We start from the raw sequence: 26249 nt of genomic DNA on the forward strand, positions 1-26249 counted from the left end.
CTGGATCCCGCAGTGTTTAACTTCCGTGGTGCGTGCTACTTAGCGCGGACCGGAATGCCGGTGAAGGTTGGCTTCATTGTCTCGGCAAAGAAGTCATTACCCTTATCATCTACGACGATGAATGCTGGGAAGTCTTCGACCTCAATACGCCAGATTGCTTCCATGCCAAGTTCCTCGTATTCCAGGACCTCAACCTTTTTGATGCAGTCCTGGGCCAGACGGGCGGCCGGGCCGCCGATAGAACCAAGGTAGAAGCCACCATGGTTATTACAGGCGGCAGTCACCTGTCCGGAGCGGTTACCCTTGGCCAGCATGACCATCGAGCCGCCAGCGGCCTGGAACTGATCCACGTAGGAGTCCATACGACCAGCAGTGGTTGGACCGAAGGAACCCGAAGGCATTCCCTCAGGGGTCTTCGCCGGACCGGCATAGTAGACCGGGTGGTCCTTCAAATACTGTGGCATTTCTTCGCCAGCGTCCAAACGTTCCTTGATCTTGGAGTGGGCGATATCGCGGGCCACCACCAGTGGGCCGGTCAGCGAAAGACGAGTCTTAACTGGGAACTTAGAAAGCTCAGCCAGAATCTCAGCCATTGGCTTGTTCAAGTCGATCTTCACTACCGACGAACCGCCGGTGCCCGAGACACCGGAGGTCTCGTCATCGTGGGCGGCCAGCGCCGGGTGATTTTCATCTGGCATGAAGCGTGCCGGATCGGTTTCCAGCTGTTCAACGAAGAGGCCATCGGCGGTAATCTTGGCCATCATCTGACGGTCCGCCGAGCAGGAAACCGCGATAGCCACTGGCAGGGAGGCACCATGTCGAGGCAAACGCACAACGCGCACGTCGTGGCAGAAGTACTTACCACCGAACTGGGCACCGATACCGAAGTGACGGGTCAGTTCTAGGACCTTTTCTTCCAGGTCGGTGTCGCGGAAACCACGACCGGTCATCGCGCCTTCTGTAGGCAACGAATCCAAGTACTTTGCCGAACCGTATTTGGCGGTCTTCAACGCCATTTCGGCGCTGGTGCCACCGATCACGATGGACAGGTGGTACGGCGGGCAGGCAGCGGTACCTAGGGAACGCAGCTTCTCATCGAGGAACGTCAGCATGGCGTTCTCATTCAAGATTGCTTTGGTTTCCTGGTAGAGGAATGACTTGTTGGCAGATCCGCCACCCTTGGCCATAAACAGGAACTTATAGTCCGTATCGTGGCCAGGCTTGGTATCGGCATACAGATCAATCTGGGCTGGCAGGTTATTACCTGTCGCTTTTTCTTCCCAGGTGGTGATCGGGGCAAGCTGCGAGTAACGCAGGTTCAAACGCGTGTACGCGTTGTAGATGCCGCGGGAAAGCGAAATCTCGTCCTGCTCTTCGGTCAGCACACGCTGGCCACGCTTACCCATGACAATTGCGGTTCCGGTGTCCTGGCACATTGGCAGGATGCCACCGGCAGCAATGTTTGCATTCTTCAGCAGGTCCAACGCCACGAACTTGTCGTTCGGGCTGGCCTCGTCATCATCAAGGATGTTGCGCAGCTGCTGTAAGTGAGCCGGACGCAGGTAATGATTAATATCGTGCAGTGCCGTTTCGGCCAGCTGCTCCAGTGCTTCGGGTGCTACCTGCAGGAAATTTTTACCGTCCGGTCCGGCGACTACGTCGACGCCTTCGGAGGAAATCATGCGGTATGGGGTTTGATCCTCGCCAATCGGCAGAAGATCTTCATAACGAAATTCAGGCATGCTCAGTCCTTGGAAATGAAGATGATTGCTCTTCGTCTATTTTAGGCCTTTGTGCCAAAAAACCTCATTCGGTGTTTGCACCTGCGGGTTTTGCGCGACATGCTTGTCTACATGAGCTCCGAAAACAGCAATACCCCACTGGACGGAAACAACCCCGACGAACGTCCAAATATGGTTGTCGAAACGCCAATGGACCAGGAACGGGCCCGGGCCAAAACTCACTTTGAAATGATGCTGCAGGCCGGGCTTAACAAACCTGAGCTCTCCGGTTCGGTAATCAGTGCTTTCATGACCGCCGAGGTGTACTTCCTTTCGCGGGAAGAAGTGACCGAAGAAAACAAAAATGCTCAACCAATGCTGCTGACCAATCCACAGGGCGCAGCAATGGTGGCTTTATTCACCGGCTTGGATCGTATCCCTGGCACGTACATCGATATGGCACCCTATGGTGTGAAGGTTCAGGGTGCCACCATTGTGCGTGCCTTAGAAGGCACCGGTTTTGTGGTGAATCCGGGAGATGAACTGAGTTTTGAGGTTCCAGCCGATGGCGTGGCAATTCTGAAGGAAGAACTGCTGAAGCAAAAACGCTCCGAGTAAGCTCGAAGTCTGATTTTGTCATCACCGAATGCGGATTTCTGACCTGACCTTTTCGTAGGATAAGCTGGGTTTTGCCCGGGCCGTCGATAGGCCGCTCGGTGCATTGCGGGCGTAGCTCAATGGTAGAGCGCTAGCTTCCCAAGCTCGATACGCGGGTTCGATTCCCGTCGCCCGCTCGCATTTAGATACGTCGGGACACCCCAGGGTGTCCCGACGTTTTGCATTGGCATCACCCCAGATTTGTTGACCCGAGGAGTCCGAATGACCGGAGTACTGTCAGGATTCTCGATTATCTGGATAGTGATTTTAGTGGGCTATCTGGTCGGTCGCACCGGGGTGCTCGGTGAGCAAGGCCGCCACGTACTCAGCCGGTTGACGTTTTTTGTCGCCAGCCCAGCGCTGCTATTTGTCACTCTGGCCGAATCAGATCCCGTCGCAGTTCTTGGTCCACTGATGTGGGTGGCGGCTATTTCTGCCGGACTCACGGCGGTGATCTACCATTTGGCGACCTACAAGTGGTTGCGCCGCGAGCCAGCCGAACGGATCGTCGCGGCGATGTCCGCTTCGACGGTGAACTCCGCAAACCTTGGTTTGCCTATTGCCCTGTATGTACTGGGTGATATGTCCCATGCGGCACCCATCATCCTCTTTCAATTGGCGATCTATCAGCCGATTAATCTTGCGTTGCTCGACGCCACCACCAGTACTCACCGCACCACACCAATTGCGCTGCTGGTTGCCACGGCCAAGAACCCCATGATCATCGGCTCGCTATTAGGGCTGGTGGTGGCGTTGACTGGTTTTAAGGTTCCGGAACTCGTCTTAGCACCCATTGAACTCATTTCAGGTGCGTCAATTCCCGCCATGCTGATGGCCTTTGGCATTTCCTTAGTTGGTTCCAAACCTCTGGACAAGAAGTCCGGGCGCCGAGCCGATGTGTTGGTCGGTTCAGCCGCTAAATTATTCATCCAACCATTGATCGCTTGGCTTGCCGCAGCCTATCTTTTTGGACTCACCGGTGGGATGCTCGTTGCCGCGGTGATCATGGCCGGGTTACCTACCGCGCAGAATATTTTCATCACCGCCCAACGTTATGAGCGTGGTGTGACCGTTGCGAAAGATACGGTGTTAATCACCACTATCTGTGCCATACCAATGATGGTGTTACTGGCCTTACTGCTTGGAATTTAGCCAAGATCAGGTCAGTAGCTGAGAATGCGCAAAAGAAGTTATATGACACGTCAGTTGCTTCGTTGGGGTATTCACGGGAATCTTACGGAATACCGCGTCGCTAAGCACAGTTGATCAAGGTATAGATCACCTCCTCACCTCAAATAGTTAGGCCATCATGAAGCGCACAGCTCCACTCCTTGCAATCACTGCAGTACTCGCACTGGCACTGAGTGCGTGTGGCTCATCAACCACCGGTTCCGACGCCTCCGGCGCCACCGATGAGAATCTCCTGCAGCACGTGGAATCCAGCGGTGTCCTGACCGTTGGCACCGAGGGTACCTACCGACCATTCTCTTACCATGAGGCAGATAAGCTCACCGGCTTTGATGTCGAGGTCATTGAGGCTGTTGGCGAACAGCTTGGGGTCAAGGTCGAATATCAGGAAACTCAGTGGGACGGCATCTTTGCCGGTCTAGAAGCTGGCCGATTTGATGTGATTGCCAATCAGGTCAGCGTGACCCCTGAGCGCGAAGAAAAGTACCTACTTTCTAAGCCATATAACTACTCCAGCGGAGTCATCGTCACCAAGAGCGACAACACAGATATCACCTCCTTCGACTCACTCAAAGGAAAAACCACCGCTCAGTCGTTGACCAGTAGCTTCCATGATGACGCTAAAGCTGCCGGTGCGAAGATCCAGGCAGTAGAGGGCTGGGCACAGGCGGTCACACTATTGAAGCAGGGACGTGTGGATGCGACCATCAACGACAAATTGACCTACCTGGACTCGCAGAACACTAACCCGGATGACGGCATCAAGATTGCTGCGGAATCAGAAGAAAAGACTGAGACCGTGGTGGCGCTGAAGAAAGATCAGCCAGAACTTCGCGACGCGATCAATGGCGCGCTGGATGAACTTTCTGCCGATGGCACGCTGACAAAGATTTCGGAAAAGTACTTTGGTGAAGACATCACCAAGTAGCTGACCTCCTTCAACACTTCGACGCGTAAACTGGCCCCAAGGATCCCCTTTGGGGCCAGTGTCCGTTGCAAAGGACGGGAAGAGAATAAATGGATTCACTTTGGCAGCTAGCTTTGGACTCGTTGTGGCCCATGGTCAGTGGCGCGCTGACAGCCACGATTCCGCTGGCAATAATCAGCTTTGTCTTAGGCCTTGCAGTGGCGCTGATGGTCGCGTTGATGCGGATCAGCGCGAATAAAGTAGTTTCAGGCATTGCCCGCGGCTATATTTCGATCATTCGCGGCACCCCACTGTTAGTACAGCTGTTCGTGATCTTCTACGGGCTGCCTTCGTTGGGGGTCACCATTGACCCATGGCCTTCGGCCATCATCGCTTTCACACTCAACGTGGGTGGTTACGCCGCAGAAATTATTCGTGCTGCTATTCTTTCCGTGCCCGGAGGGCAATGGGAAGCTGGCTATACCATTGGCATGTCCAAGACTCGGACGCTCTACAAGCTAATCTTGCCGCAGGCGGCTCGTGTAGCTATTCCGCCGTTGTCCAACACTTTTATTTCATTGGTCAAAGACACCTCACTGGCCTCGATGATTCTCGTAACAGAGATGTTCCGGCGTGCCCAGGAAATCGCGGCCACCACCTACGAATTTATGTTGCTCTATATGGAAGCGGCGGCCATTTACTGGGTGATCTGTTTGGTTCTCTCCGCAGTTCAAGACCGTATGGAAAGCAGGCTTGAAAAGTATGTCGCCTAAGGCTCTGACCCCCTTGCTCAACGTCACCGATCTGCATAAGTCATTCGGCACTAACAAGGTGCTGCGTGGCATAGATTTTAGTGTCCAGTCCGGCGAAGTTCTCGCGTTGATTGGCCCCTCCGGCTCGGGAAAAACTACCGCGTTGCGTTGCCTGAACGGTTTGGAATCTCCCGATAGTGGAGTCGTTTCTTTTGCCGGCGGACCCGAGGTCACCTTTCAGCCTGGGCTACCAGCTAAGAAAGCTCAGGTCCTGCGGGACCGCTCGGCGATGGTGTTCCAAGGACATCACTTGTTTCCTCACCTGACGGTGCTACAAAACGTGACTATTGGCCCGTTGCAGGTGCAACGCAGGCCGCGCGAGGAAGTTATGTCGCGCGCGAATGAACTTCTTGAACGCGTTGGCCTTGAACAAAAGTCGAGCGACTACCCCTCCTCGCTTTCAGGTGGACAGCAACAGCGCGTAGGCATTGTGCGGGCGCTGATGCTCCAGCCAGACCTTTTGCTCTTTGATGAGCCGACCAGCGCACTGGATCCAGAGCTAGTAGGTGAGGTGCTCAGCGTCATTAAAGAGCTCGCCCAAGAAGGTTGGTCGATGGTACTGGTAACCCACGAGCTCGCATTCGCCCGCGATGTAGCCGATACGGTGGTGTTCATGGACGATGGAGTAGTTGTTGAGCGTGGGCCTGCGGCTCAGGTGCTTGGCAACCCGACCCATGAACGGACCAAGGCCTTCATGCAGCGGTTACTGCACCCTTTCTAAATCAGCCACAAACTTTTTACGTGCCGTTTGTCACTTCGTCACCATTGCATGCGTAGGCTATGGACATGGCTGAAAGTACTTCGCAGGAGAACCTCACGGCGCTCAAAGATGGTTACGTTTTCGACGGCGCATGCCTTGAACTAGGTGCTGCAATTGTTGCGGGAAATCCCGTTACAGAAGCCCAAGTTCGGGTTCCGTTGCGCATGCTCAATCGACACGGAATTATTGCCGGCGCTACCGGCACCGGTAAGACCGTCACCTTACAGGTGATGGCGGAGCAATTGAGTGCACACGGTGTGCCCGTATTTCTCGCCGACATCAAGGGCGACCTTGGCGGTCTAGCTCAAGCCGGGACGGCAAGCGAAAAGCTCACCGCGCGACTTTCAAGTATTGGCCATCAGTTCACCGCACGGGCTAACCCGGTGGAATTCCTTGCCTTGGGCGAAGGAAACGACGGTATCTCGGTACGTGCCACGATAGATTCTTTTGGCCCCATCCTGCTTTCACGAGTCCTAGAACTCAACGAAACGCAAGAAGAATGTCTCCAGTTGGTCTTCCACTACGCCGATCAACGTGAATTTCCCATGGATGATCTCAAAGACCTCAAAGCCGTTTTGAGTTTCTTGCTCAGCGATGAAGGCAAAGAAGATCTCAAGGGGCTGGGTGGGGTTCCTTCGGCCACTGCCTCGGTGATCCTACGTGGGCTAACCATCTTGCAGTCCCAAGGTTTAGACAAGTTCTTTGGCCAGCCAGAATTTGATACCGCTGATTTCCTCAGATTTGATGAATCAGGCAACGGAATTATTAGCTGTTTGGAGCTTCCATCGCTCAACCGTCAGCCACTGTTGTTCTCAACATTCATGATGTGGTTGCTGGCAGATCTTTTTGAAGATCTGCCAGAAGCCGGTGATTTGGACAAACCAAAACTCGTATTCTTCCTGGATGAAGCCCACCTGCTGTTCAAGGATGCTTCGAAGGCTTTCGTCAACGCGATTATTTCTACGGTGCGCTTAATCCGTTCCAAGGGTGTTGGACTGTTCTTTGTTACCCAGTCCCCTTCAGACTTACCAGATGAGGTCCTCGGGCAGCTTGGTAACCGTATCCAGCATGCGGTGCGTGTCTTCACCCCAAAGGATGGCGAAGCGCTCAAGGCAATCATCAAGACCTTCCCATCTGGTCCACTAGACCTGCAACAAGCGCTGACCCAGGCGGGCGTTGGCGAGGCGGTTATAACCGTGCTTAACGAGCGTGGCGCGCCGACCCCGGTGGCGTGGACTAAACTCACCTCACCCGGCTCGCATATTGGTCCGGCAGCACCTGAAACTCAAGCAGCACTCATTCAAAGCTCTGTACTAGCACCGAAATATGGAACCGCCGTGGATAGGCGTTCGGCCATGGAGATGCTCAGTGGCGAAACTGCTCCGGACGCTCAAGCACCCACGGAGGCCCCACCCGGCGCGGCCAATTCTTCGGGTCCACAAGATGTGGATGCCGAGGCGCAACGGATTGCCGATTCAATTCTTGGCAAACCGAGCACGATGCCACAAAATACGCAGCCTGCCACAGGCTCTGGACCGGTAAACACTGCTACGCCATCTTCGTCACGTACAAATTCTTCATCGGAACCCGCAAATCCTCCGCGAGAGCCGACTAAATCTTCAAACAATCAAGTCAACCCACTGATGGACTTTGCTCTCGATGCAGCAAACAGCATTGGACGTGAATTGCTCCGTGGAATGTTCGGCACAAAACGCCGCCGACGTCGCCGTTGAGTTACAACCTCTGAACCGAAACCCGCTAGCCTGATTAATAATGAAATCTCGTATCTCTGTGCCACGCCTTGCTCTGCGCTGGGCGACCGCGGCCGTCATCATCGCTGCGTTGGTAGTCACCAGCGCCATCGTTGCTAACCGCACCCTGTTTTCTGCCGAGCACGCTGTTCAGTCCTTGCATCAGCATCTGCTGGCCGGCGAAGGCGCTGAAGCCCTTGGACTGCTAGGTGCCAAAGTCCCGACCGGTGACGCTGTCGCCTTGGACGGGGAAGTGCTCAAGCGCACCCAAGCTGGGATCACAGATTTTGAGGCGCAAAAGGCCGAAACACCAGAGAATAATCCCGATATTCGCACCGTCGTCGCCAAGTACAAGGCCGACGGCGTCGATAAGGAATCAACCTACACCTTGCGCAGTACCGGAAAGTCCTGGTTATTTTTTGATCAGTGGGCCTTCGAACCGGTAACCCTACCCACGGTCAAGGTCAAAGCGAATACGGTCAATGAGGTATCCGTCAGCGGACAAAAAATCCCACTGGTTAAGGGCGTCAGCACCTTGCCGGTGTTCTACCCCTCGATTACCGACGCAAGCTTCAGCACTAAGAACTTCGAAGCCGACACCCGTGGTGTAGTCGTCACCGGCCCCGCCAAGAAGCCGGTAGAAATTTCATTAAAGACACAGCCCACCAAAGAATTTATCGCACAGATCAATTCCAAGGTCCGCGGATACCTCGATAAATGTGCGGCACAGCAGGTACTCATGCCGTCGGGGTGCCCGTTTGCGTATCACACACCGTCCCGGGTGAACCCGGAGACTATCAAATGGTCTATCGCGAAATACCCGACTATTGAGGTTAATTACTATAACGGCGCCTGGGTGCTTAGCCCGTTGAAGGTCACCGCAAAGTTGTCGCTGACCGAGCAAGATTTACGTACCGGTTCGTTGGAGAAAAAAACCGTGAGCGATGAATTTTCTTTCACCGCTCAGCTCACCACGAGCACTTCCGAGGTCAGTGTGGTGCCCGTAGCCGGCTCCGAAGACTAATCTTCGGTTCCCTCGCGCCGTTGGTGCGGCAAGATAATCTCTTTGAACTGTGTTCTCAGGGGCACAGCATCTGCGCGGAATCGTTGCCAGATAATCAGCGCCAGCACCGAGACTAACAACGAGAGTATGGCTCCGAACGCCACCGCAGCGCGTACCCCCAGCAGTTCGGCGATCCAACCCACTAAAGGCGCCCCGAGCGGCGTTCCGCCCTGCACCACCATCAGGTACAGCGCCAAGACCCGTGCGCGATACATTGGTGGAACCGAGGTCTGCACCATGGTGTTACAACTGTTCAGGAACGTCAGCGAGCTAAGCCCCACCAACACTAAACTCGCGGCAAAAAGCAGGTAGTGCGGCATCACTGCGGACAATAAAGCCGTGGCGCCAAAGGCAATGCCACCACCAATGACAAAACGCCAACGTGGTCTGGAACGGCGCGCCGCAAATAAAGCTCCGGCGAAGGTGCCGATGGCCATGATGCTGCCCAGAATTCCGTATTCTGCCGCACCCACACCGTAAACTTCGGCGGCCATCATCGCGTTGGTCAATTGGAAGTTCAGTCCGAAGGTGCCAATCACAAAGGCCATCGCAAAGATCAGCAAGAGATCTTTGCGGTTTTTCACGTATTTGAACCCCTCGCGTACCTGTCCTTTAGCTCTCCTGACAGGTGTTGAGCGGCTCAGTTCGGAGATTTTCATGCTGCTCAAGGAGAAGAGCACCGCAAGGAAAGACAAGCCGTTGAGCAAGAAGGCTGGGCCGGTTCCCACCAACGCAATCACCGCGCCGGCGATGCCTGGCCCCGCCAACCGGGCGAGGTTGAAATTGGCGCTATTGAGCGCCACGGCGTTGGTTAGGTGCGTTCCTGGCACGATTTCGGACACAAATGCCTGCCGGGCTGGAGCGTCAAAGGCCGAGCCCACCCCCAGCAATGCGGCCAGCACATAGACATGCCACAGTTGCACCGTTCCGGTAATGACCAGGGTTCCCAAGACCAGCGCACACAAACCCATGAAAGTTTGAGTGACGAGCAAGATCTTGCGCTTGTCATATCTATCGGCAATGAGCCCCGCGTAAGGTCCAAGAATCAGAATGGGCAGGAACTGTAAACCGGTGGTGATTCCGGTGGCTATCCCGTCATGGTCGGTGAGCTCCGTGAGTACCAACCAGTCCTGGGCCACACGCTGCATCCATGTGCCGATATTAGAGACAAGTGCACCAATGACCCATAACCGATAGTTCGGAACTTCTAGTGCCCGGAACATCCTGTTTGCCACTACTTAGCTAGCCGATGCTGTACCGTTTCGGCTCCTCCTGTCGGCATCCAGTCTAACGACTGCCTGGGATAAAATTGGTGAGGTTTCCTCAATTTCTTGGTTTTTAAATGATCAAGGCGCGCTTCGCAAAGCAAAGCGCGCCTTGATCTGGGATCCACTGTGACTAATTCACTCCACGAAGATCCAACAAGAGTTCGTTATCTCCGGACTCATCGAGCTCCACCGGGATGCCCCAGTCTTGCTGGTAGAGGTGGCAGGCTGCATGATCTGGAATTTCTCCGCCAGGTTCCCCATCACAGGCCGCGGCACGGGCTGTAATGTGCAATACGCCGTCGCTCACCTCGGGGTTTAGCTTCAAGGTCCGGGTCAAACCAATAGAAGTGCCACCACCGTCAAGAAGCAGCTCTTCGGGACTGGACGAAATCTTCAACTGCGTGGGATCTCCCCAACGGTCATCGAGTTTCTGTCCCTTAGGTGCCGCAAAGCGCACCACGATCTCGTGCTGACCGGCCTGCACCTTAGTCTTTGGACGTTGGGTCTGGCTTGCGCCCTCGTCGACGACCAGCGCTTCGGCAGGCACCGGAATACGGATCAGTTGGTGGGTGTTGGTTTCCACCACCAGCAGTACCGGAGCGCCATCCACCGAGTCGTCCAGCAATACATCTGCCGGTTCCTTCAGCCCCTTGGCCAGGGTAGAAACCATTTGCGTCACCGGATCAAAGCGGCGCACGGCGCCGTTGTATGAATCTGCCACAGCAATAGAACCGTCGGGCAGTGCGGTTACACCCAGTGGGTGCTGCAGGCGAGCCTGGTCCGCTTCACCATCGCGGAAACCAAAGTCGAACAGTCCTGCACCAATGGCGGTGTGGACCTTGATGACCTCGCCGTGCCCGTCAATTTCCAAACGACGCAAAGCGCTGGTCTCCGAATCGGCAACCCACACATCATCATTGGTGTCCAAGGTCAGCCCGGAAGGCTGGGCAAACCATGCTTCCAATGGTGCGCCATCGGACAGACCTTCTAATCCACTACCGGCGTACACATGCAAGGCACTGGTCAGCGGGTCAAAGGAGAAGATTTGGTGGGTTCCAGCCATCGCGATGATGACCTTGCCCGATGGGTGATAGAGCACGTCCCACGGTGAGGACAACGAAACGTTCAACGAGTCAGTGCCCAAGTCAGTGGGCTGGTGTTCCTGGCGAGCGTTTTCCGCATCCAGCAGACGCTGCACTCCGTTGCCAGCTAGCGTACCTACCTCGCCGGTGCTCAGGTTCACCGAGCGCAAGCGGTGGTTGACGGTATCTGCAACGATTACGTCGTAGCCAACCTTCGCGGCAAGCTCGGTGGGCAGTGCGGTCAGACCCTGCAGTTCATTAAACTGAGCGCTTTGTGCATCTCCGTCGGCATAACCTTTAACCCCGGCGCCGATGGTGCGCACCACGGTGCTCAGATCATTCCCTAGTTCTACCAGGCGGTGGTGACCGGAGTCGCCGACCAAGAAATTACCGTTCGCCAAGGCGATCGTCTTGCCGGGGAATCGCAGGTCACCCTCGCGGGCTTCGGGCGCCACATAGGGACCGTTTCCACGGTGCAAGGTGCCCTTGGCTTCGTGCTCGGCGACTAGTTCATCAACTAGTGAGCCAAGGCCCTGAGCATGGCCCTCACCGGAGAGGTGCGCCACGATGTAGCCTTCGGGATCCAAGACCACCAATGTTGGCCAAGCGCGCGCGCCATAGGCCTGCCAGGTGACAAGTTCTGGATCGTCAAGTACCGGGTGGTGAATTTCGTAGCGTTCCACGGCGGCAGCCAGTGCGTCGGGGTCTGCCTCGTGCTCAAACTTTGGGGAGTGCACGCCAACGGTCACCAACACGTCGGCGTATTTTGCCTCGAGGGGACGGAGTTCGTCCAACACGTGAAGGCAGTTAATGCAGCAGAAGGTCCAAAAATCGAGGATGACAATCTTGCCACGGAGAGCTTCAAGATTCAGTTGTTCGCCACCGGTGTTCAACCAGTTGCGACCCAACAGCTCGCTGGCCCTCACCTTGTAGTTTGCGCGTACTGAATCGGAAGTTGCACTCATGATGGTCCTTTCAAGGCGACTTCACTATCTAAATGCGACAGTGAAGTACTAATTATCCTCCACTGGACTTTCACCGCCGAAGAGTATGAAGCGATGCTAAGCCAGTTACAGCTGTGAAACCGCGGTGTCCAAGATGGTCTTGGCCACGTCGTTGAATTGTTGTTCGGCCAGAGAGACGGTAGACATGAACGAAACCATGACCACGTAGTCGCCCTTGCTTTGCATAAGCACCAGCGATTCGCGTGCGTTCGCGGAGTCCCCGGTGCGTGTGTAATACAACTGAGACTCAACGTCGGATATTCCGGGGCTGGAGAATTTCAATGTTTCGGTGAAGTCCAGTCCATTGAGCTTCACACTTTTACACTCGGTACGAATTTCAAGCACCGTTTTGTAATGATCTTCGAGCTTCTGCCGGTTGGTCACCTTGGCCACTTCGATAGACCCCGCAATATTTTGCGCTTCGTTAGTGAAGTCGGTGCGAGCAGCTTCGGTGCCCATTTGAGCCGGTGACCAATTCAGCTCTTCGACAGGTTTTGAACACTGGGAGGGCAACACCACGACATCTTTGAGGGTGTCAGTGGGCGGTACCGCTAGGCCTTTGAGCTCCTCGGCTGAAATTTGACGTGAATTCGGGAAACCTAAGGTTGCCGCAATAACCGATCCGGTCGAGGCGATGAACTGTGCCCGAGTCATTTCTTCTGCCGTATTACTCGGCGCCGTACTCTGTGCACTTGGCTGCGCTGGCTGCTCGGTAGCTTTTTGATGAGTTAGGTCATCCGGCATGTCGCCACCGGCTTCTGGTGCGGCGCACGAGGACAGCAGTAACCCACCGGCCAGCATAACCGCCGTCACCTTCCATAGCTTAGCGGCCACGGTGTTCTCCCTTAGTTTCTTGCTGTTTCATCTGTGCAAACATCTGGTTGTAGGCCTCCAGCTCGGCATCCCCATCACGCTCTGCCTGACGGTCATAACGTTTGGTGTCCTTTTTGTCCTGTCGTAGCCACGAAACCACCACGAGGATAGCCAGGACCAAGGTTGGCACCTCGCCAATGGCCCACATCGCGCCAGCACCAACAACTTGGTCTTCCATTGCCGTGCCACCCCAGGTGCGACCCATATTGCCGAACCAGTCGGGAGCCAAGAGGTTTTCGCTTCCCATCATTGCTACACCGAAGAACGCGTGGAACGCTACGGTAGCAAGCAACACAATCAGCCGCATCGGATACGGGTAACGCTTGGGAATTGGGTCGGCATCCACCAGCGACAAGGCGAAGATGTAGCCGGTCAGCAAGAAGTGCAGGTTCATCAATTCGTGCCCCGCGTGGTACTTCATCGCGATTTCGAGAATCGGGGTGAAGTAAAAAATGACAATCGATCCGGCGAACATGACGGCCGCAAAAATCGGATGGGTGACCACCGCGGAATACCTCGAATGCACCGCCCACAGGATCCATTCGCGTGGTCCTCTTGTTCCATCGGTTCGTGAACCCAGGACCTTCAGCGCCAAGGTGACCGGGGTGCCTAGCACCAAGAAAATTGGAGCAATCATGGTCAATGACATGTGGTCAACCATGTGCACCGAGAACTGCACCTTGCCGTAGACGGACAGGGCACCGCTGGTGATGTAGAAGAGCACCACTAGTCCGATAATCCAGCTAAACAACCGAGGGAAACTTGGTTTGTCTCCGCGACGGCGCAGAATAATAAAGGCCCACAAATACAGCGCCAGCAAGAAGAAGCAGATTGCGACCCATAACCAGTCCCACCGCCAGACGGTGAACCAGCTTGCGGTGCTCGGCGCCGGTGGTAGTTCATAGCCTGTCAGCAAACGAGCAGGGGTCGCATCCACTGGCGGCTGGTCATCGGTCGGTGGTGCGGTACGCGCCAGCACCGTCGCCAATGACATGGTCGCGCCCATCAGAATTAGTTCGGCTGTCACGATCCGCCAGGCGGCGGCTAGCGCGGTGAACTTACCTGCCAGCAATTGCGGAATGACCTGCCTGCGGTGCATAAGACCTAGGAAGCCGAGGGCCAAGGTCAAGATGACCTTGGCAATAACAACTAGGCCATATTTAGAGAACCACTGATCAAATTCGGTAATCCGGATCGTGGCTGAGGCCAGCCCGGATCCTGCCATCAAAATGATGGCGAACGTTGCCAGGGCAGAAAAACGGCTCAGTACGACGCCAGCAAGTACCGGTCGTGTCTCATATCGGCCGGGCGCTTTGCTGGACAGCGTGGGAGAAAGCAAAGCCAAAACGACAATGCCACCAAACCAAATAACCACCGCGAGCAAGTGTAAGGCAATGGAGTTCACCGCACCGTAGTGGTCATCCCCGCCGGCTGCGTGTCCGATAAACGCCATGGGAACTATGCCGAACAGCGAGAATACCGCGGTGAGTCCCACACCCGAGTGCGAGCGTAGCGCCAACGCTAATGAGCTGGTGATCGCCGCGATAACGATCATCCATGCCCATGCACGGCCGGTGGCAAGCTGCAGAATATAGTCGAGGATCGCTGCGGTGTAACTCGGGTCTAGGTTCATTGGCACACCGGCCAGATCCCAGAAGGTCAACAGCAACACGGTAGCCGCTGCAAGCGTCCACACCATTCCGGCGCCGGCAGCGATATTCATGGCACGGGTGAAAGCCGGGTGGCTCTGCCCGACCTCAATACGCCCATCATCCGCGCTGGCACGCCGGACTTTTGTCGTACGGGGAAGTATGACCGCCGCAAATAACAGTGCCGCAACGGTGATAGCCATGGCACTGTGATGAATTGCGCGAGATATTGGCAAAGCCCACCGTACAAAGGCCCCGGGGTCAGCTAGCTCGCTGGGAACCGCAATTCCGGTGAATAGCGCTGCGCCAAGAAAAACGATTGCCATCACAGGGATCGCCAGAATCAGGTAGCGCGAAATGGAGAGTTTCTGCGGCGCCGTGGCTTGAGCCGGGGGCTTTGGTATTTGAGTGGCCATAACCTCTCCATCATCTCACTTGCATTTACCCCGGGATTAATCGGGTAGGGCTTTTCCAATGGTGAGGCGGTGCATCTCACACCGCCTCACCACATTGCTACGTGCGGCTAAGTACTAGCAGTGAACAAGAACTCTCCCAAGTACTCTCCTTCATGGACTCCCGGCAGGATCGCATAGATAGCCGAGCCAACATGTGTAGTCCACTCGTTGAGCGCATCAAGCTGCGCTAACCGCTGCTGCACCGGAATGAAACTGGTACGTGGATCTCGCTGATAGGACGCAAAAAGGAGCCCCGAACCATTCTCACCGTGATAGTTATAGCCACGGCGCCAGAGGACCTCGGCCCCACTGGAAGGTTTGGCCCTAGCAACATGCGCGTGCGCGGCGATGGCCGGCAAACCCATACTGTCCACGGCCTGCAGATCCACCGGGTCGCTAAGCGACGAGCCAGACAGCGGAGATCCATCGCTTTGCCGCCGTCCGAGCGCAAAGTCTCGTCCTGCCCGGTCCACTTCATCCCATTTGTCCAGGTTCATTTCGATGCGACGAAGCACCAAAACGGTGCCTGCTGGTGTCCAACTTGGCTCCTGGGCATCACCAAACACCGCAAGTTCACGCGCTTGGTTGGTGGGATTATTCGTTCCATCAAGTTGTCCAAAAAGATTGCGAAAACCTTGACCTTCACGCACCGTGTGCGCCGCGTGGGTGAAACCACTCTGGGTAAACACTTCCTCGGTAATGCCACGCAGATTTTTGCGCAAGGCACGCACCGCATGATGCAAGACTGTGGGGTCCTGAGCACAGCATTGAATGATCAGATCACTCTGGCCGTAGCGCGGGTCAAGCTTTTCACCAGCAAATGGCGGCAATGTGTCTACGACTGCCGTGCTCTGCCCTAAGAGATCGAGTATCGCTGGCCCCAGACCTACGGTCACCGTCAGTTGTGCGGCCGCCTGAGACATTTCCGGCTCAGTATCTGCAAGCACTCCCCTGCCGGCGACTAACCGTTCGATGTCCGAACTGAGCATTTGCAGTATCGAACGTATCTTTTCGATTCGCTCGGGCTTTTTGAGCCCATCCAAGTGAACGTTGCTCCCGAGGAATACCGCGTGAGCTTGTGGTTCGGTGAGAATTCCCGCCTGATATTTACCGTGGAACGCCGTGAATTGTGCGTGCTGGTTTTGCGCGGCCGAGGCTGCAGGTCTTTCAACAGCCGTTGCCCTGCCGACACCAAATCCGGCAAAGACTCCGCCCAATGCGGCGCCCGCGGAACCTCCGAGAATCAGCCTGCGTGAGGGTTGGAGATTTGTGCTGGTCACTTAGTGACTCCCGTGATCTTCATGTTCATCCGCGGAGCCGTGGTAACTTTCGTTGGCGCCGCTGAAGTTACGAATAGGGAATTGCACTTGGGCTTTGCTTCCGTCACTGAAGTCCAATTGCAAGGTCGAGGTTTGTGACGCTACTAATGGACTTTTTAGATTCATGAACATAAAGTGCGTTCCGCCAGGTGCCAGGACAACGTCTTCGCCCGGTTTGATTAGCAACGCGCCTTCGTGTTGCTTCATCACGGCCTTCGTTCCTTCTCCTTCGGTGTCATGGATTTCAATCACGGTATTGGCGCTCAGGTCTGTGACGCGTTCAAGTTCAAGCGTTGATTCACCTGCATTGTGCAGCGTTCCGAAGGCAGCACTCATGCCCTTTTCTGCTGCTTTCGCCCAGGTTTCATTGGTGCGAAGATTCTCCGCTTGAGTGTTCTGTACTTGCTCGCTGGCTCCAGCAGGGGTGACTGTTTCTGTGTTTTGGGCGCAACCGGTCAACAAGACTGCTGCGCATATGCTCAGGGTGGTGGCGAATTTGAAATTTTTCATTGCTCTGTCAGCTTTCGCTAGCTCGCAAGGCCGAGGTTCCGTCCGGTGAATTGGGCATGAAAAGTCATGCGCTCGGGCAACCGGTTCTACCGGTATCCGTCGCCTTGCGAAAGAAATTGTGGGATTGGTAGTACTGCGCGGTGGACGCAAGCGCCTACTTATTCTGGCGAGTGAACTTCACAAGCACGGCGATTGCTGCACCGAGGATTGCAATGCCAACAATGACCCAAATGACCGGGCTAACCTGGGATCCGAGCTGCTGAATTGGTTCGTTGTTTTGTTCGGCTGGTGCCGACGGCGCGGGTGCATTAGTGACCGAATCGCTGGGCGTTGCACTGGCTGCTACCGGCAGTTTGACAGTGAAGTTGAAGCTCGCTTCGATGGGGTGTCCATCGGAGGAGACCACGCGGTAAACAAGCTTGTATGTTCCCGAATCGAGTTTTTTCTCCGGTACTACGGTGACGTTCTTGCCCTTGGTAGTCACTTCACTGGCCAGCTTGGCGCCGTCTTCGGTGCTCAAGGCCACCACGGAAGTTTCTGCACCAGCGAGCTGCTGCAGTACACCGGAGAAATTCAATTCGATCTTCTCGGGAGATTTAGTCATCGTCGAGCCAGCGACCGGGTTTGAGGAGACCAGCTCGTCATGTGCCGAAGCTGCGCTGACACTGCTAAAGACCGCGACAAGGGCTATCAGAATAGCCGCTGAAAGCCGGGCCAAGAGTATGCGGGAGTGCTGTAGAGCAAGGGAGTTCAAAATATTCCTTCCAAATGATCATGTACCGAGGTGCACAATCGGAGTGTATTGAGTCGTTTTAAGCGAAAAGATTCAATACGTTGGAAGGTGGGCCTCGCCGGGCCGGGAGCAGGAGGAACACCGAAAGGTGGTTCAACACCGGGGTGACGAAGTTTGCCGGGGCCTTCGGGAAATCCGGGACAATCCGTGCTGCAAGGACCAGGACTTGACGCGCAGCGCTCAATGACACTGCATCCAACACGACGGATAGCAGCTGTTCGCCCACACGGAGCACCAAGATACTGGTTAGCGCTGCAAGTACGTGTGCGTACAGCATTGATTCTGATTGCACCGCGCTGTAATGCGAGGCAATGTTCCCCACCAACATGTCACCATGCTGGTGTCCAAACGACGCTCCTTGAGTAGCCACGACGTCCACACCGTGGTGCGTCATCACCGAAAGTCCTAGGTGATAGAGACCTTGGCTGAGCAAAACGACAAGACTCGTGCTGAGTAAAGAGAATTTTTTGCCCACCATAGCGGTGGCAATGACGGCAGAAACACAGGTAATCAAGACCATCACCACGAGCGAAGCCTGAGTCGGTGCGCTGTGTGCGTGTGCGGCGAATGCTGTCCAAGTGCATAGGCTTGCAGCTAGCCAACCGCGCAGTACGCGGGTGGGGCCGAAGTCCTTGGACACGAAGATCTACCGTTCAGTCGTCATATTGCTACCTAAGCTTTGATTCTACGCTAGGTAGAAGATTGCCTCAACGCGCTACCGCTTCGTTATGCGCTAAGACGACAAAAGCCCGACTCCCTTTCGAGAATCGGGCCCATGCCAAAGATCTGGGGACTACTTCTTTGAAACAGCAGCCTTCAGCTTCGAACCAGCGGTCAGCTTGACCGAGTGGCCAGCTGGAATCTGGATAGCTTCGCCGGTCTGTGGGTTACGGCCGGTGCGTGCTGCACGATCGGTGCGCTCCACTGCCAACCAACCTGGGATCGAAACCTTCTCACCCTGGGAAATCTGATCAACGAAAACTTCGAACAGGGCGTCAAGCACACCGTTGACGGCAACCTGGGAGTTTTCGGTCTTAGCTGCTACTGCGGCAACAAGTTCGCTACGGTTCATAGCCAATGTGTGGTCCTCCTGGACTAGTGATCCATGACCCGACAGAGCCACGGACGCCGCGCGGTCGCACGGACTTACCAGTGAGAACATATCAAACCTTTGCCCCGAAAACGCGCGAAAACGTGCGAATTCCCGGGATTTTCTCAACATTTTGCGGTTCTACACGTTAGACGGTCGGTTTTTGATGCTCAAGGGAGACAAATACTAAGAAATTGGTACTTAACGACAAAGACCCGTTACCGCGAACAGGGTTCGGGTAACGGGTCTTTGCAACGCATAAATTGCGCTGTGGCCTTACTTCTTGGCGACAGCAGCCTTCAGCTTCGAACCAGCGGTCAGCTTGACCGAGTGGCCAGCTGGAATCTGGATAGCTTCGCCGGTCTGTGGGTTACGGCCGGTGCGTGCTGCACGATCGGTGCGCTCCACTGCCAACCAACCTGGGATCGAAACCTTCTCGCCCTGGGAAATCTGGTCAACGAATACCTCAAAAACAGCATCCAGTACACCGTTGACGGCAACCTGGGAGTTTTCGGTCTTAGCTGCAACAGCGGCAACAAGTTCGCTACGGTTCATAGCCAATGTGTGGTCCTCCTGGACTAGTGATCCTCACCCCGTTCGGGATTTGGATGCCGCACGCTCGCACGGGCTTACTTGAGAGAACTTACCAGCATTTACCGACGATAAGCGCACAGTTCCGCGGTTTTTGATGAAAATCGGCGATCTTTCGAGGTGTGAAAGTTCACGGTGGCTCAAATTCTGAATGGATCTACTCCACGATTTGCTTCAACAAAAACTTTCCATACAGGGTCCATAAGTCGCTTCTGCCGGGTTATTTTTGCGGGTCTGGCTAGTACAGATTCACCTTTTGAAAGAAATTTTGGACCAATATAGGTTCCCCGGGGACTCTGCTCGACGCCGCGGTTCAACGCCGCTTCCACAATGTTGACTGCGCCTTCGTGTTTGCCCTGCGCGAAACTCGCCTGAAGCTGGCCTTGAAAGCGCTTGAGGTAGGCCGGTTCGTTGATTCCGGGCATCTGCGGGGTAAGCCCCGAAATTGAATAACCAGGGTGTACCGCAATCGAACGCGACGGCCAGGAAAGCTGTTTGAGCCGATGGTCCAAAGCCAAAGTGAAAGACTGTAGCACCGCTTTGGACTGCGCGTAGGCGCGGTGGGGGTGATAGCCCCCGGTAAGCGCCAAGTCTTCAGGATTGCTTTTCAGCATGTTCGTCGAGATGGACCCCAGCCCAATAAATTTCATGGGACGCGTGCGGAAAGTTTCGGCGAGTTCGCCGACCAATCGGGCGTGTCCGAGGAAGTTTGTGGCCATGGTCAGCTCATAACCTAGGCTTCCGGTACTTCGTGTTTCTGGGCTGCGGATAATCCCCGCGTTAGCGATGAGGATATCTATCTCGCGGTGGCGTAGCACTTGGCCCAGCGCACCGGCAGATTCCAACGAGGCCGAGTCAAAAGGTAAATATTCGAGTTCTGCATTTGGCACTCGGTGCTCAATAGCCTCAATCGCTCGTGCTGCTTTGGCCTCGTTGCGGCAAGCTAGCACTACGTGGGCACCGCTTGCAGCCAGAGCAAGGCTGGTAAAAAATCCCAAACCAGCGTTGGCGCCGGTGACGACCGCAGTTTTCCCGCTGCCGAGTCCGGCCCATCTGGCGCGGTTGCTGTACACGTCAGGGTACGGGGATCCGTAGCCTAAGAGGTCAAGGGCTCCAACACGGGCTTCAGCGTTCATAGCTCAACGCTACTATGCTCTGCCCACGCAACGCGTCCTCATTGCCTTTGAAGTGCAGTTCATCGCCTGTTGCCCAGAAGGTTGTGCTGGTACCAGTATGGAAGGGTGGAGAAGTTACCGGAGAACTCGGCTCACCAGGCGGCGCTGAAAGCTGCCAGGTATAAGTTAGTTGCCGAGCCCCAAGCACCTGTTCCGGTGGACGAATACGCGCAGAAGACCGGTCGCCCCAGCGTGAGCGGTCCACCGCGCACACAGTTGCAGTTCCACGCACAGGACGAAGCTTGGGAAGTAGCCAATACCGTCTTAGATGAAGCCTTCGCTCGGGGAGACTTCGATAATCTTGCACTGTCCGGTCAAAACATTGATCACCTTACATCCACCGATGATCCGGACTGGTGGCTGAAATCAATGATGCACCGCGAACAGCTCAGCGGATTAGGTCCGCCGGCTTTGACCTTGCGGGTGGAAGATCAGCAACTTGAGCAGACATTGGATGCTTTGCCCACGGCCGCAACGGTCCGTGCGCACCTGAGCGACTTCAACCAGCGTGTTGTCGAGGCGCGCCGTCAACTACTTGGTGGTCCCCCGGTCATCACCAAGTTGCGCAATATTGATGACGAGCTGCAAGTGTGGCGTGAACGCCGCGGTAGCCGGGTTCAGCCGCCTGTGGAGAGAACGATAGAACCCAAGCGGCGTTGGTGGACCCGGCGAAAGTAGTTTCCGGTTTAAACGACGAATGCCGCCTCACTCCCCGAAGGGTTGAGACGGCATTCGTACTAGAAAGCTAAAGTCTGAAGACTTTGAGGCTTACCAGGAAGACTTGGTGATGCCCGGAAGCTCACCACGGTGTGCCATGTCGCGGAAGCGAACACGGGAGATACCGAACTTCTGGAAGGTACCACGTGGGCGACCGTCGATCGAGTCGCGGTTGCGGACGCGGATCGGCGAAGCATCGCGTGGAAGCTTCTGCAGACCCAGACGTGCAGCCTCGCGGGCTTCGTCGGTTGCGTTCGGGTCAACCAAGGTCTTCTTCAGTTCGAGGCGCTTTTCAGCGTAACGCTCGACGATGACCTTGCGCTGTTCGTTCTTTGCGATCTTGGACTTCTTGGCCATGTCTTAGCGCTCCTCTCGGAATTCAACGTGCTTACGGACAACAGGGTCGTACTTCTTCAGAACCATACGGTCTGGGTTGTTACGACGATTCTTGCGGGTCACGTAAGTGAATCCGGTACCGGCGGTCGACTTCAGCTTGATGATAGGACGTACGTCCTTATCCTTCTTTGCCATATTAGAGCTTCACACCCTTCGCAAGTAGATCGGTCACAACAGCATCGATACCACGAACGTCAATGAGCTTGATGCCCTTAACCGAAAGGGTCAAGGTCACGTTGCGGCGCAGGGACGGAACCCAGTAGCGCTTCTTCTGGATGTTCGGATCGAATCGACGCTTGTTGCGACGGTGCGAGTGGGAGATGCTATGTCCGAAGGCCGGAGTAGTACCGGTTACCTGGCAAACAGCTGCCATGATCACTCCTTAGTTAGTTAGTAGTAAAATTCGGCGGTTCTCGCGCGCAGTGTCCTTACCGAAATAACGACACCACTTAGTGCGTTATGAGCCCCGCCAACCAGTGAAACACCGTTAATACTGCACACTAGGAAGGTAACCAGGCTGGGTGAGAACCAACCGAAGAGCCTTAAAGTATGTAAGTCGGTGAACTTCGTAACCGGTTGAGCAATTCCCCGTACTCAGGTGGTTACGATATTCGGTATTACGGGCTACGCGTACCCGCTGCTCCACCATCATGGCGGCACAACGAAACACGCGATTAACGCGTTATAAGAATATCTGGGATTGCTCAGAGAGCCAAATCGGAGGTCGGCTCGTCAAGAACCCAGTGATCCTCGTCCAAAACCTTAACAACCTTGCGAGAAATCCTCGCTAGATCCTTAATGTCCTTGTCATCTAAGGATTCTAGAAGAAGTGAGCGGACGGTTTTCACATGATGCGGTGCCATCTTGACCACCGCATCCCAACCCTGCTTCGTTAATGAGGCGATCTTCACACGCGCGTCTCCGGCGGACTGTGAGCGAATCACCCAACCCCGCTTCTCCAATTTCTTCACCACATGTGACAGTCGCGACAACGAAGCGCTGGTGCGCGCAGCAAGATCCGTCATGGTCAGTTCACGGTCTGGCGCCTCGGAGAGCATAGCCAGCATGTGATAGTCGAAGAGTGTAATTCCTTCGAGACCTTGTAGGTCCGAGTCTAAAGCTGCAGGGAGCAAAGACATGACCGTGTTCAGTCCCAGCCAGGCCGTTCGTTCTTCGGCAGTTAGCCAGTCGACTTGTTCACCCATGTAATTTCACACCATCCTTCGCTACCGCACCGGCAGTAAGTCGCATTGCCTCGTGGGAATACTCTAATCGCTAGAATGCTACCTTGTCGCGACCCAATTTGCTCGGCTCAAACCCATTAAGTATGCAGAGTTAGCTAATTTAGACATCAGGTTCAGCGGCTATAGCCCCACAGGTATCCCCGCCAGTAAAAGGAACCTTCACCATCGACAAGTAATCAATATGGCCTCATTGAGAGATTCGTCCACTTGACTGTCTTGCACTAGGAAGGTGAACAGCGGGTTAGCCCGAGACACAAGAAAAGACCCCTCGGTCCGGGTAATTGAGTGGACCGACGGATCTTAACTTGTCATGAACAGATGTTATCCCTGAGCTAATCGCTTGCGTCGTCGGTAAGCCATCACCTGTCCGACGATAACTACCAGCAAGGCAGCGATGAACATTGCCGAACCAATGACGTTTGCTTGGGCCGGTATACCGCGGGTCGCGGCTACGTAGATGAACTTTGGGAACGTCTGGAAGGTGCCGGAGTTGAAGTTAGTAATAATGAAGTCATCAAAACTCATAGCGAATGACAACAATGCGGCCGCCACGATCCCCGGCACAAGCAAAGGGAAGGTAATCTTCCAGAATGCCGCTCGGGGTGTGGAGTATAGGTCGGCTGCAGCCTCTTCCAAGCGTGGGTCAAGTGAAGAAACACGTGCTCTCACGGTCACAATCACAAAAGACATACAGAACACGATATGCGCGATCACAATCGTGGTGTACCCCAGTTCCCACCCTAAATTCAGGAACTGAGCCAGTAGCGAGGCTCCAAGCACCACCTCGGGGGTGGCGAGCGGAAGAATAATGAGAACGTCGGTCAGCTTACGAAAGCGGAATTTGTACCGCACCAACCCGATAGCAATACAGGTGCCTAAGGCAGTTGACACGATTGTCGCCACCACACCTACCTGCAAAGAATTGACCAAGGATTCACAGACGGCAGGCGCCCCACAGGGGTTTTGCCAATTGTCGAAGGTGAATCCGCGCCATTCTAGATTTGTGCGTCCGGCGTCGTTGAAGGAAAACACGAAGATATACGCGATAGGTACCAGCAGGTAGACGAAGGCCAGCCCACCAATAGCAGGAATGATCCAGCGCCCTATTTTTTGTTTCATCATTGGCTCCTACATCAATTCCTTGGTACCGAAACGCCTGATATAGAGGGTGACGAGTATCAGGATGGATAGCATCAAAACGAAACTCAGTGCCGCAGCACCCGGGTAGTCGATGACCTTGAAAAATCTTGAATCGATCACCTGCCCGATCATTGTCGTGTTTCGGTTGTTGCCCAACAGTGCGGCGTTCACGTAGTCACCAGCCGCCGGAATGAAGGTCAGCAGCGTCCCGGCAAAAACTCCGGGGGCAGACAGCGGCAGGGTCACTTTGAAAAATGATGTCATCGGGCTGGCATATAAATCACCCGAGGCCTCTAAGAGCCTGGTGTCTAAACGACCGAGATTCGCGTAAATCGGCAGCACCATAAAGGGCAAAAAGTTATATGTCAGGCCCGCTACCACCGCGAAGGGTGTTGCCGTCAGATGCCCGTCGGCGGGAAGAACCGCAATCAGCTTTAAGGTTTGCGCCACCCATCCTTCATCGGCCAAGATTTGCTTCCACGCTTGGGTGCGCAGAATAAAGCTAGAGAAGAATGGTGCGATCAGCAAGACCAGCAAAATTCCTTGAAGCAAGCCATGCTGGCGTAAACGCACCGCGACCAAGTAAGCCATGGGGTAGCCAATAAGTAAGGCCAGTACCGTGGCAATAAGCGCGAAGCCAAAGGAACGAACCAGCTCGGACCAGTACGCACTAAGCACCGTGACATAGTTGCCAAATTCTAGGGCTGGAACAAATTCGCCAATTTCCGCGCCTTCGGGTCTGGCGTATAAGGACATCGACAACAGTACGATCACCGGAAGGGCAAAGAACAGAAAGAGGACCAGCATCCCCGGGACCACGAGGTATACCCCGGTACGTCCCTTGCGGCGTTCTGCCTTGATCTCTTCCGCGCTACGTAAATCGGCGATTTTCCCCTTTTTGGTCATCACCATTTTGCTCATGTCTGATCCACCCCGGCATCAACTACCTCGTCACCGGCCAGTCCAAAGGAGTGAGCGCTGTCCCAAGAGAGGTACACCGTATCCCCCATTTGGGCAGGTTGTTGCCCACGGTTCTGCGAGAAGGTTCCGATCCGTCCAATGTCTGGCACCTCGATCAGGTACTCCGTGGTGGTTCCGGTAAACGAAACATCAATGACCTGACCGCTCAACTCGTTGTATCCCGTTGATTCTTGGGGTGCCTCACGATGTAGGTGAAGCTTTTCTGGTCGCACACCAATGACGATGTCACCCTCATGCTGCACTGCCCGTTCGACGGGAACCAAAACCTTGCAACCGGCGGCTTGCGCTTCGATGAGTCCTTCTTGTTGCCCCACCACATGAGCGCGCATGAGATTTGATTTGCCTAAGAAATTGGCCACAAAGGCTGTCTTCGGCAACTCGTAGAGATCACGAGGCGCACCCATCTGTTCGATGCGTCCTTCATTCATCACCGCAACAACATCAGCCATGGTCATGGCTTCTTCTTGGTCGTGAGTGACATGGATAAAGGTCAAACCGACCTCGGTTTGAATCGCTTTGAGTTCGAATTGCATCTGCCGACGCAACTTCATATCTAACGCACCGAGAGGTTCGTCAAGCAGCAACACCTGAGGACGGTTAACTAGCGCCCTAGCCAACGCGACACGCTGTTGTTGTCCGCCTGAAAGCTGCTCGGGGCGCCGGTTGGCGAGGTGGTCAAGCTCCACCATTTTTAGACCTTCCCGGGCCTTTTCCATTGCTTTCTTGTCTTTTTTCCGTTTGAGTCCAAAGGCCACATTTTCCAGCACGGTCATATGCGGGAACAAAGCGTAGGACTGAAAGACGGTATTCACTTCACGCTGGTGGCTAGGCAACGAAGTGACGTTCTTACCCCCGATGAGAATTTCGCCTTCGCTGGGCGCATCCAATCCGGCGATCATTCGCAGAGTTGTCGATTTACCACAACCCGACGGTCCCAATAACGCAAAAAAAGTTCCCGAAGGGACGGTGAGGTCAAGGTCTTTCACTGCAATGAACTCAGCAAAGCGCTTGGTAATGCCTTTAAGTTCTAGGTCCGCGCCTTCGCTGCGTGGCGGTACCGCGGGATTCCGGGATGTTTCTGCGGTGTTGGCACTCATCACGTT

27 protein-coding genes and 1 tRNA gene are annotated in these 26249 nt (G+C 54.9%); 9 read left to right on the forward strand and 19 right to left on the reverse strand.

Going from position 1 to position 26249, the window contains the following annotated elements; all coding sequences use genetic code 11:
- Nucleotides 1-35: 35 nt before the first annotated feature.
- Nucleotides 36-1742 (reverse strand): fumarate hydratase, encoded by a 1707-nt coding sequence (locus CIK74_RS08400; protein ID WP_096255518.1) that lies wholly within the window; start codon nucleotides 1740-1742, stop codon nucleotides 36-38.
- A gap of 111 nt (nucleotides 1743-1853) precedes the next feature.
- Here CIK74_RS08400 and CIK74_RS08405 point away from each other — a divergent pair, with 111 nt between their 5' ends.
- The 8 genes from CIK74_RS08405 to CIK74_RS08440 all read left to right on the forward strand — a co-directional run bounded on the left by CIK74_RS08405 (nucleotide 1854) and on the right by CIK74_RS08440 (nucleotide 8820).
- Nucleotides 1854-2339 carry an SseB family protein gene (locus CIK74_RS08405; RefSeq protein WP_170947805.1) on the forward strand — a complete coding sequence of 162 codons (486 nt, stop codon included), beginning with the start codon at nucleotides 1854-1856 and terminating at the stop codon, nucleotides 2337-2339.
- Nucleotides 2340-2444: 105 nt separating this feature from the next.
- Nucleotides 2445-2515, forward strand: a tRNA-Gly gene (locus CIK74_RS08410).
- Nucleotides 2516-2600: 85 nt separating this feature from the next.
- On the forward strand, nucleotides 2601-3530 hold the full coding sequence (locus CIK74_RS08415) for an AEC family transporter (protein WP_096255521.1): 930 nt from the start codon (nucleotides 2601-2603) through the stop codon (nucleotides 3528-3530).
- 157 nt (nucleotides 3531-3687) lie between these two features.
- A complete protein-coding gene (locus tag CIK74_RS08420) occupies nucleotides 3688-4494 on the forward strand; it encodes an amino acid ABC transporter substrate-binding protein (protein ID WP_096255523.1) in 807 nt (268 codons plus the stop codon).
- 89 nt (nucleotides 4495-4583) lie between these two features.
- Nucleotides 4584-5246 carry an amino acid ABC transporter permease gene (locus tag CIK74_RS08425; protein WP_096255525.1) on the forward strand — a complete coding sequence of 221 codons (663 nt, stop codon included), beginning with the start codon at nucleotides 4584-4586 and terminating at the stop codon, nucleotides 5244-5246.
- Nucleotides 5236-6006, forward strand: coding sequence for an amino acid ABC transporter ATP-binding protein (locus CIK74_RS08430; RefSeq protein ID WP_096255527.1), 771 nt, complete (start codon nucleotides 5236-5238; stop codon nucleotides 6004-6006). The genes CIK74_RS08425 and CIK74_RS08430 overlap by 11 nt, the downstream gene beginning before the upstream one ends.
- Before the next feature lie 65 nt (nucleotides 6007-6071).
- Nucleotides 6072-7778, forward strand: a complete 1707-nt coding sequence (locus CIK74_RS08435; RefSeq protein ID WP_170947806.1) for a helicase HerA-like domain-containing protein — start codon at nucleotides 6072-6074, stop codon at nucleotides 7776-7778.
- A gap of 40 nt (nucleotides 7779-7818) precedes the next feature.
- A complete protein-coding gene (locus CIK74_RS08440) occupies nucleotides 7819-8820 on the forward strand; it encodes a hypothetical protein (RefSeq protein ID WP_141392910.1) in 1002 nt (333 codons plus the stop codon).
- Here CIK74_RS08440 and CIK74_RS08445 read toward each other — a convergent pair.
- From CIK74_RS08445 to CIK74_RS08495, 11 genes are all read right to left on the reverse strand, one after another.
- Nucleotides 8817-10082 (reverse strand): MFS transporter, encoded by a 1266-nt coding sequence (locus tag CIK74_RS08445; protein WP_096255533.1) that lies wholly within the window; start codon nucleotides 10080-10082, stop codon nucleotides 8817-8819. The genes CIK74_RS08440 and CIK74_RS08445 overlap by 4 nt on opposite strands.
- Nucleotides 10083-10257: 175 nt before the next feature.
- Nucleotides 10258-12174: an NHL domain-containing thioredoxin family protein gene (locus CIK74_RS08450; RefSeq protein ID WP_096255535.1), complete on the reverse strand. Its 1917-nt coding sequence runs from the start codon at nucleotides 12172-12174 to the stop codon at nucleotides 10258-10260.
- A 105-nt stretch (nucleotides 12175-12279) separates the two neighbouring features.
- Nucleotides 12280-13047 (reverse strand): hypothetical protein, encoded by a 768-nt coding sequence (locus CIK74_RS08455; protein WP_096255537.1) that lies wholly within the window; start codon nucleotides 13045-13047, stop codon nucleotides 12280-12282.
- Nucleotides 13037-15151 (reverse strand): cytochrome c oxidase assembly protein, encoded by a 2115-nt coding sequence (locus CIK74_RS08460; protein WP_096255539.1) that lies wholly within the window; start codon nucleotides 15149-15151, stop codon nucleotides 13037-13039. The genes CIK74_RS08455 and CIK74_RS08460 overlap by 11 nt, the downstream gene beginning before the upstream one ends.
- 107 nt (nucleotides 15152-15258) lie before the next feature.
- Nucleotides 15259-16470 carry a Dyp-type peroxidase gene (locus CIK74_RS08465; protein ID WP_096255541.1) on the reverse strand — a complete coding sequence of 404 codons (1212 nt, stop codon included), beginning with the start codon at nucleotides 16468-16470 and terminating at the stop codon, nucleotides 15259-15261.
- Nucleotides 16471-17019, reverse strand: a complete 549-nt coding sequence (locus CIK74_RS08470; RefSeq protein WP_096255543.1) for a copper chaperone PCu(A)C — start codon at nucleotides 17017-17019, stop codon at nucleotides 16471-16473.
- 154 nt (nucleotides 17020-17173) lie between these two features.
- Entirely contained in the window at nucleotides 17174-17773 is a 600-nt protein-coding gene (locus CIK74_RS08475; protein ID WP_096255545.1) for a copper resistance protein CopC, read from the reverse strand.
- A 58-nt stretch (nucleotides 17774-17831) separates the two neighbouring features.
- The gene (locus CIK74_RS08480) at nucleotides 17832-18452 is read right to left on the reverse strand and encodes a hypothetical protein (RefSeq protein ID WP_096255547.1); all 621 of its coding nucleotides are present in this window, start codon (nucleotides 18450-18452) and stop codon (nucleotides 17832-17834) included.
- Between the two features lie 153 nt (nucleotides 18453-18605).
- A complete protein-coding gene (locus tag CIK74_RS08485) occupies nucleotides 18606-18890 on the reverse strand; it encodes an HU family DNA-binding protein (RefSeq protein WP_096255549.1) in 285 nt (94 codons plus the stop codon).
- A 288-nt stretch (nucleotides 18891-19178) separates the two neighbouring features.
- On the reverse strand, nucleotides 19179-19463 hold the full coding sequence (locus CIK74_RS08490; protein WP_096255551.1) for an HU family DNA-binding protein: 285 nt from the start codon (nucleotides 19461-19463) through the stop codon (nucleotides 19179-19181).
- Between the two features lie 170 nt (nucleotides 19464-19633).
- Nucleotides 19634-20629: an SDR family NAD(P)-dependent oxidoreductase gene (locus tag CIK74_RS08495; RefSeq protein WP_096255553.1), complete on the reverse strand. Its 996-nt coding sequence runs from the start codon at nucleotides 20627-20629 to the stop codon at nucleotides 19634-19636.
- Between the two features lie 105 nt (nucleotides 20630-20734).
- On the opposite strand from CIK74_RS08495, the gene CIK74_RS08500 reads away from it, so the two are divergent.
- A complete protein-coding gene (locus CIK74_RS08500) occupies nucleotides 20735-21346 on the forward strand; it encodes a DUF1992 domain-containing protein (protein ID WP_096255555.1) in 612 nt (203 codons plus the stop codon).
- 90 nt (nucleotides 21347-21436) lie between these two features.
- On the opposite strand, the gene rpsN is transcribed toward CIK74_RS08500, so the two are convergent.
- From rpsN to CIK74_RS08535, 7 genes are all read right to left on the reverse strand, one after another.
- Nucleotides 21437-21742 (reverse strand): 30S ribosomal protein S14, encoded by a 306-nt coding sequence (gene rpsN, locus CIK74_RS08505; RefSeq protein WP_096255557.1) that lies wholly within the window; start codon nucleotides 21740-21742, stop codon nucleotides 21437-21439.
- A 3-nt stretch (nucleotides 21743-21745) separates the two neighbouring features.
- Nucleotides 21746-21916: a 50S ribosomal protein L33 gene (rpmG, locus tag CIK74_RS08510; protein ID WP_054821834.1), complete on the reverse strand. Its 171-nt coding sequence runs from the start codon at nucleotides 21914-21916 to the stop codon at nucleotides 21746-21748.
- Between the two features lies 1 nt (nucleotide 21917).
- Complete coding sequence (gene rpmB / locus CIK74_RS08515) at nucleotides 21918-22154, reverse strand: 50S ribosomal protein L28 (protein WP_096255559.1); 237 nt, start codon at nucleotides 22152-22154, stop codon at nucleotides 21918-21920.
- A 331-nt stretch (nucleotides 22155-22485) separates the two neighbouring features.
- Nucleotides 22486-22986: a MarR family transcriptional regulator gene (locus tag CIK74_RS08520; RefSeq protein WP_096255561.1), complete on the reverse strand. Its 501-nt coding sequence runs from the start codon at nucleotides 22984-22986 to the stop codon at nucleotides 22486-22488.
- A gap of 360 nt (nucleotides 22987-23346) precedes the next feature.
- Nucleotides 23347-24144 (reverse strand): ABC transporter permease, encoded by a 798-nt coding sequence (locus CIK74_RS08525; protein ID WP_096255814.1) that lies wholly within the window; start codon nucleotides 24142-24144, stop codon nucleotides 23347-23349.
- A 9-nt stretch (nucleotides 24145-24153) separates the two neighbouring features.
- Nucleotides 24154-25086: an ABC transporter permease gene (locus CIK74_RS08530; protein ID WP_240520499.1), complete on the reverse strand. Its 933-nt coding sequence runs from the start codon at nucleotides 25084-25086 to the stop codon at nucleotides 24154-24156.
- A complete protein-coding gene (locus tag CIK74_RS08535; RefSeq protein WP_096255563.1) occupies nucleotides 25083-26243 on the reverse strand; it encodes an ABC transporter ATP-binding protein in 1161 nt (386 codons plus the stop codon). The genes CIK74_RS08530 and CIK74_RS08535 overlap by 4 nt, the downstream gene beginning before the upstream one ends.
- Between the last annotated feature and the right edge of the window lie 6 nt (nucleotides 26244-26249).

Origin of the sequence: Glutamicibacter sp. BW77 (genome assembly GCF_002332285.1) — a bacterium.
GTDB classification, from domain to species: domain Bacteria; phylum Actinomycetota; class Actinomycetes; order Actinomycetales; family Micrococcaceae; genus Glutamicibacter; species Glutamicibacter bergerei.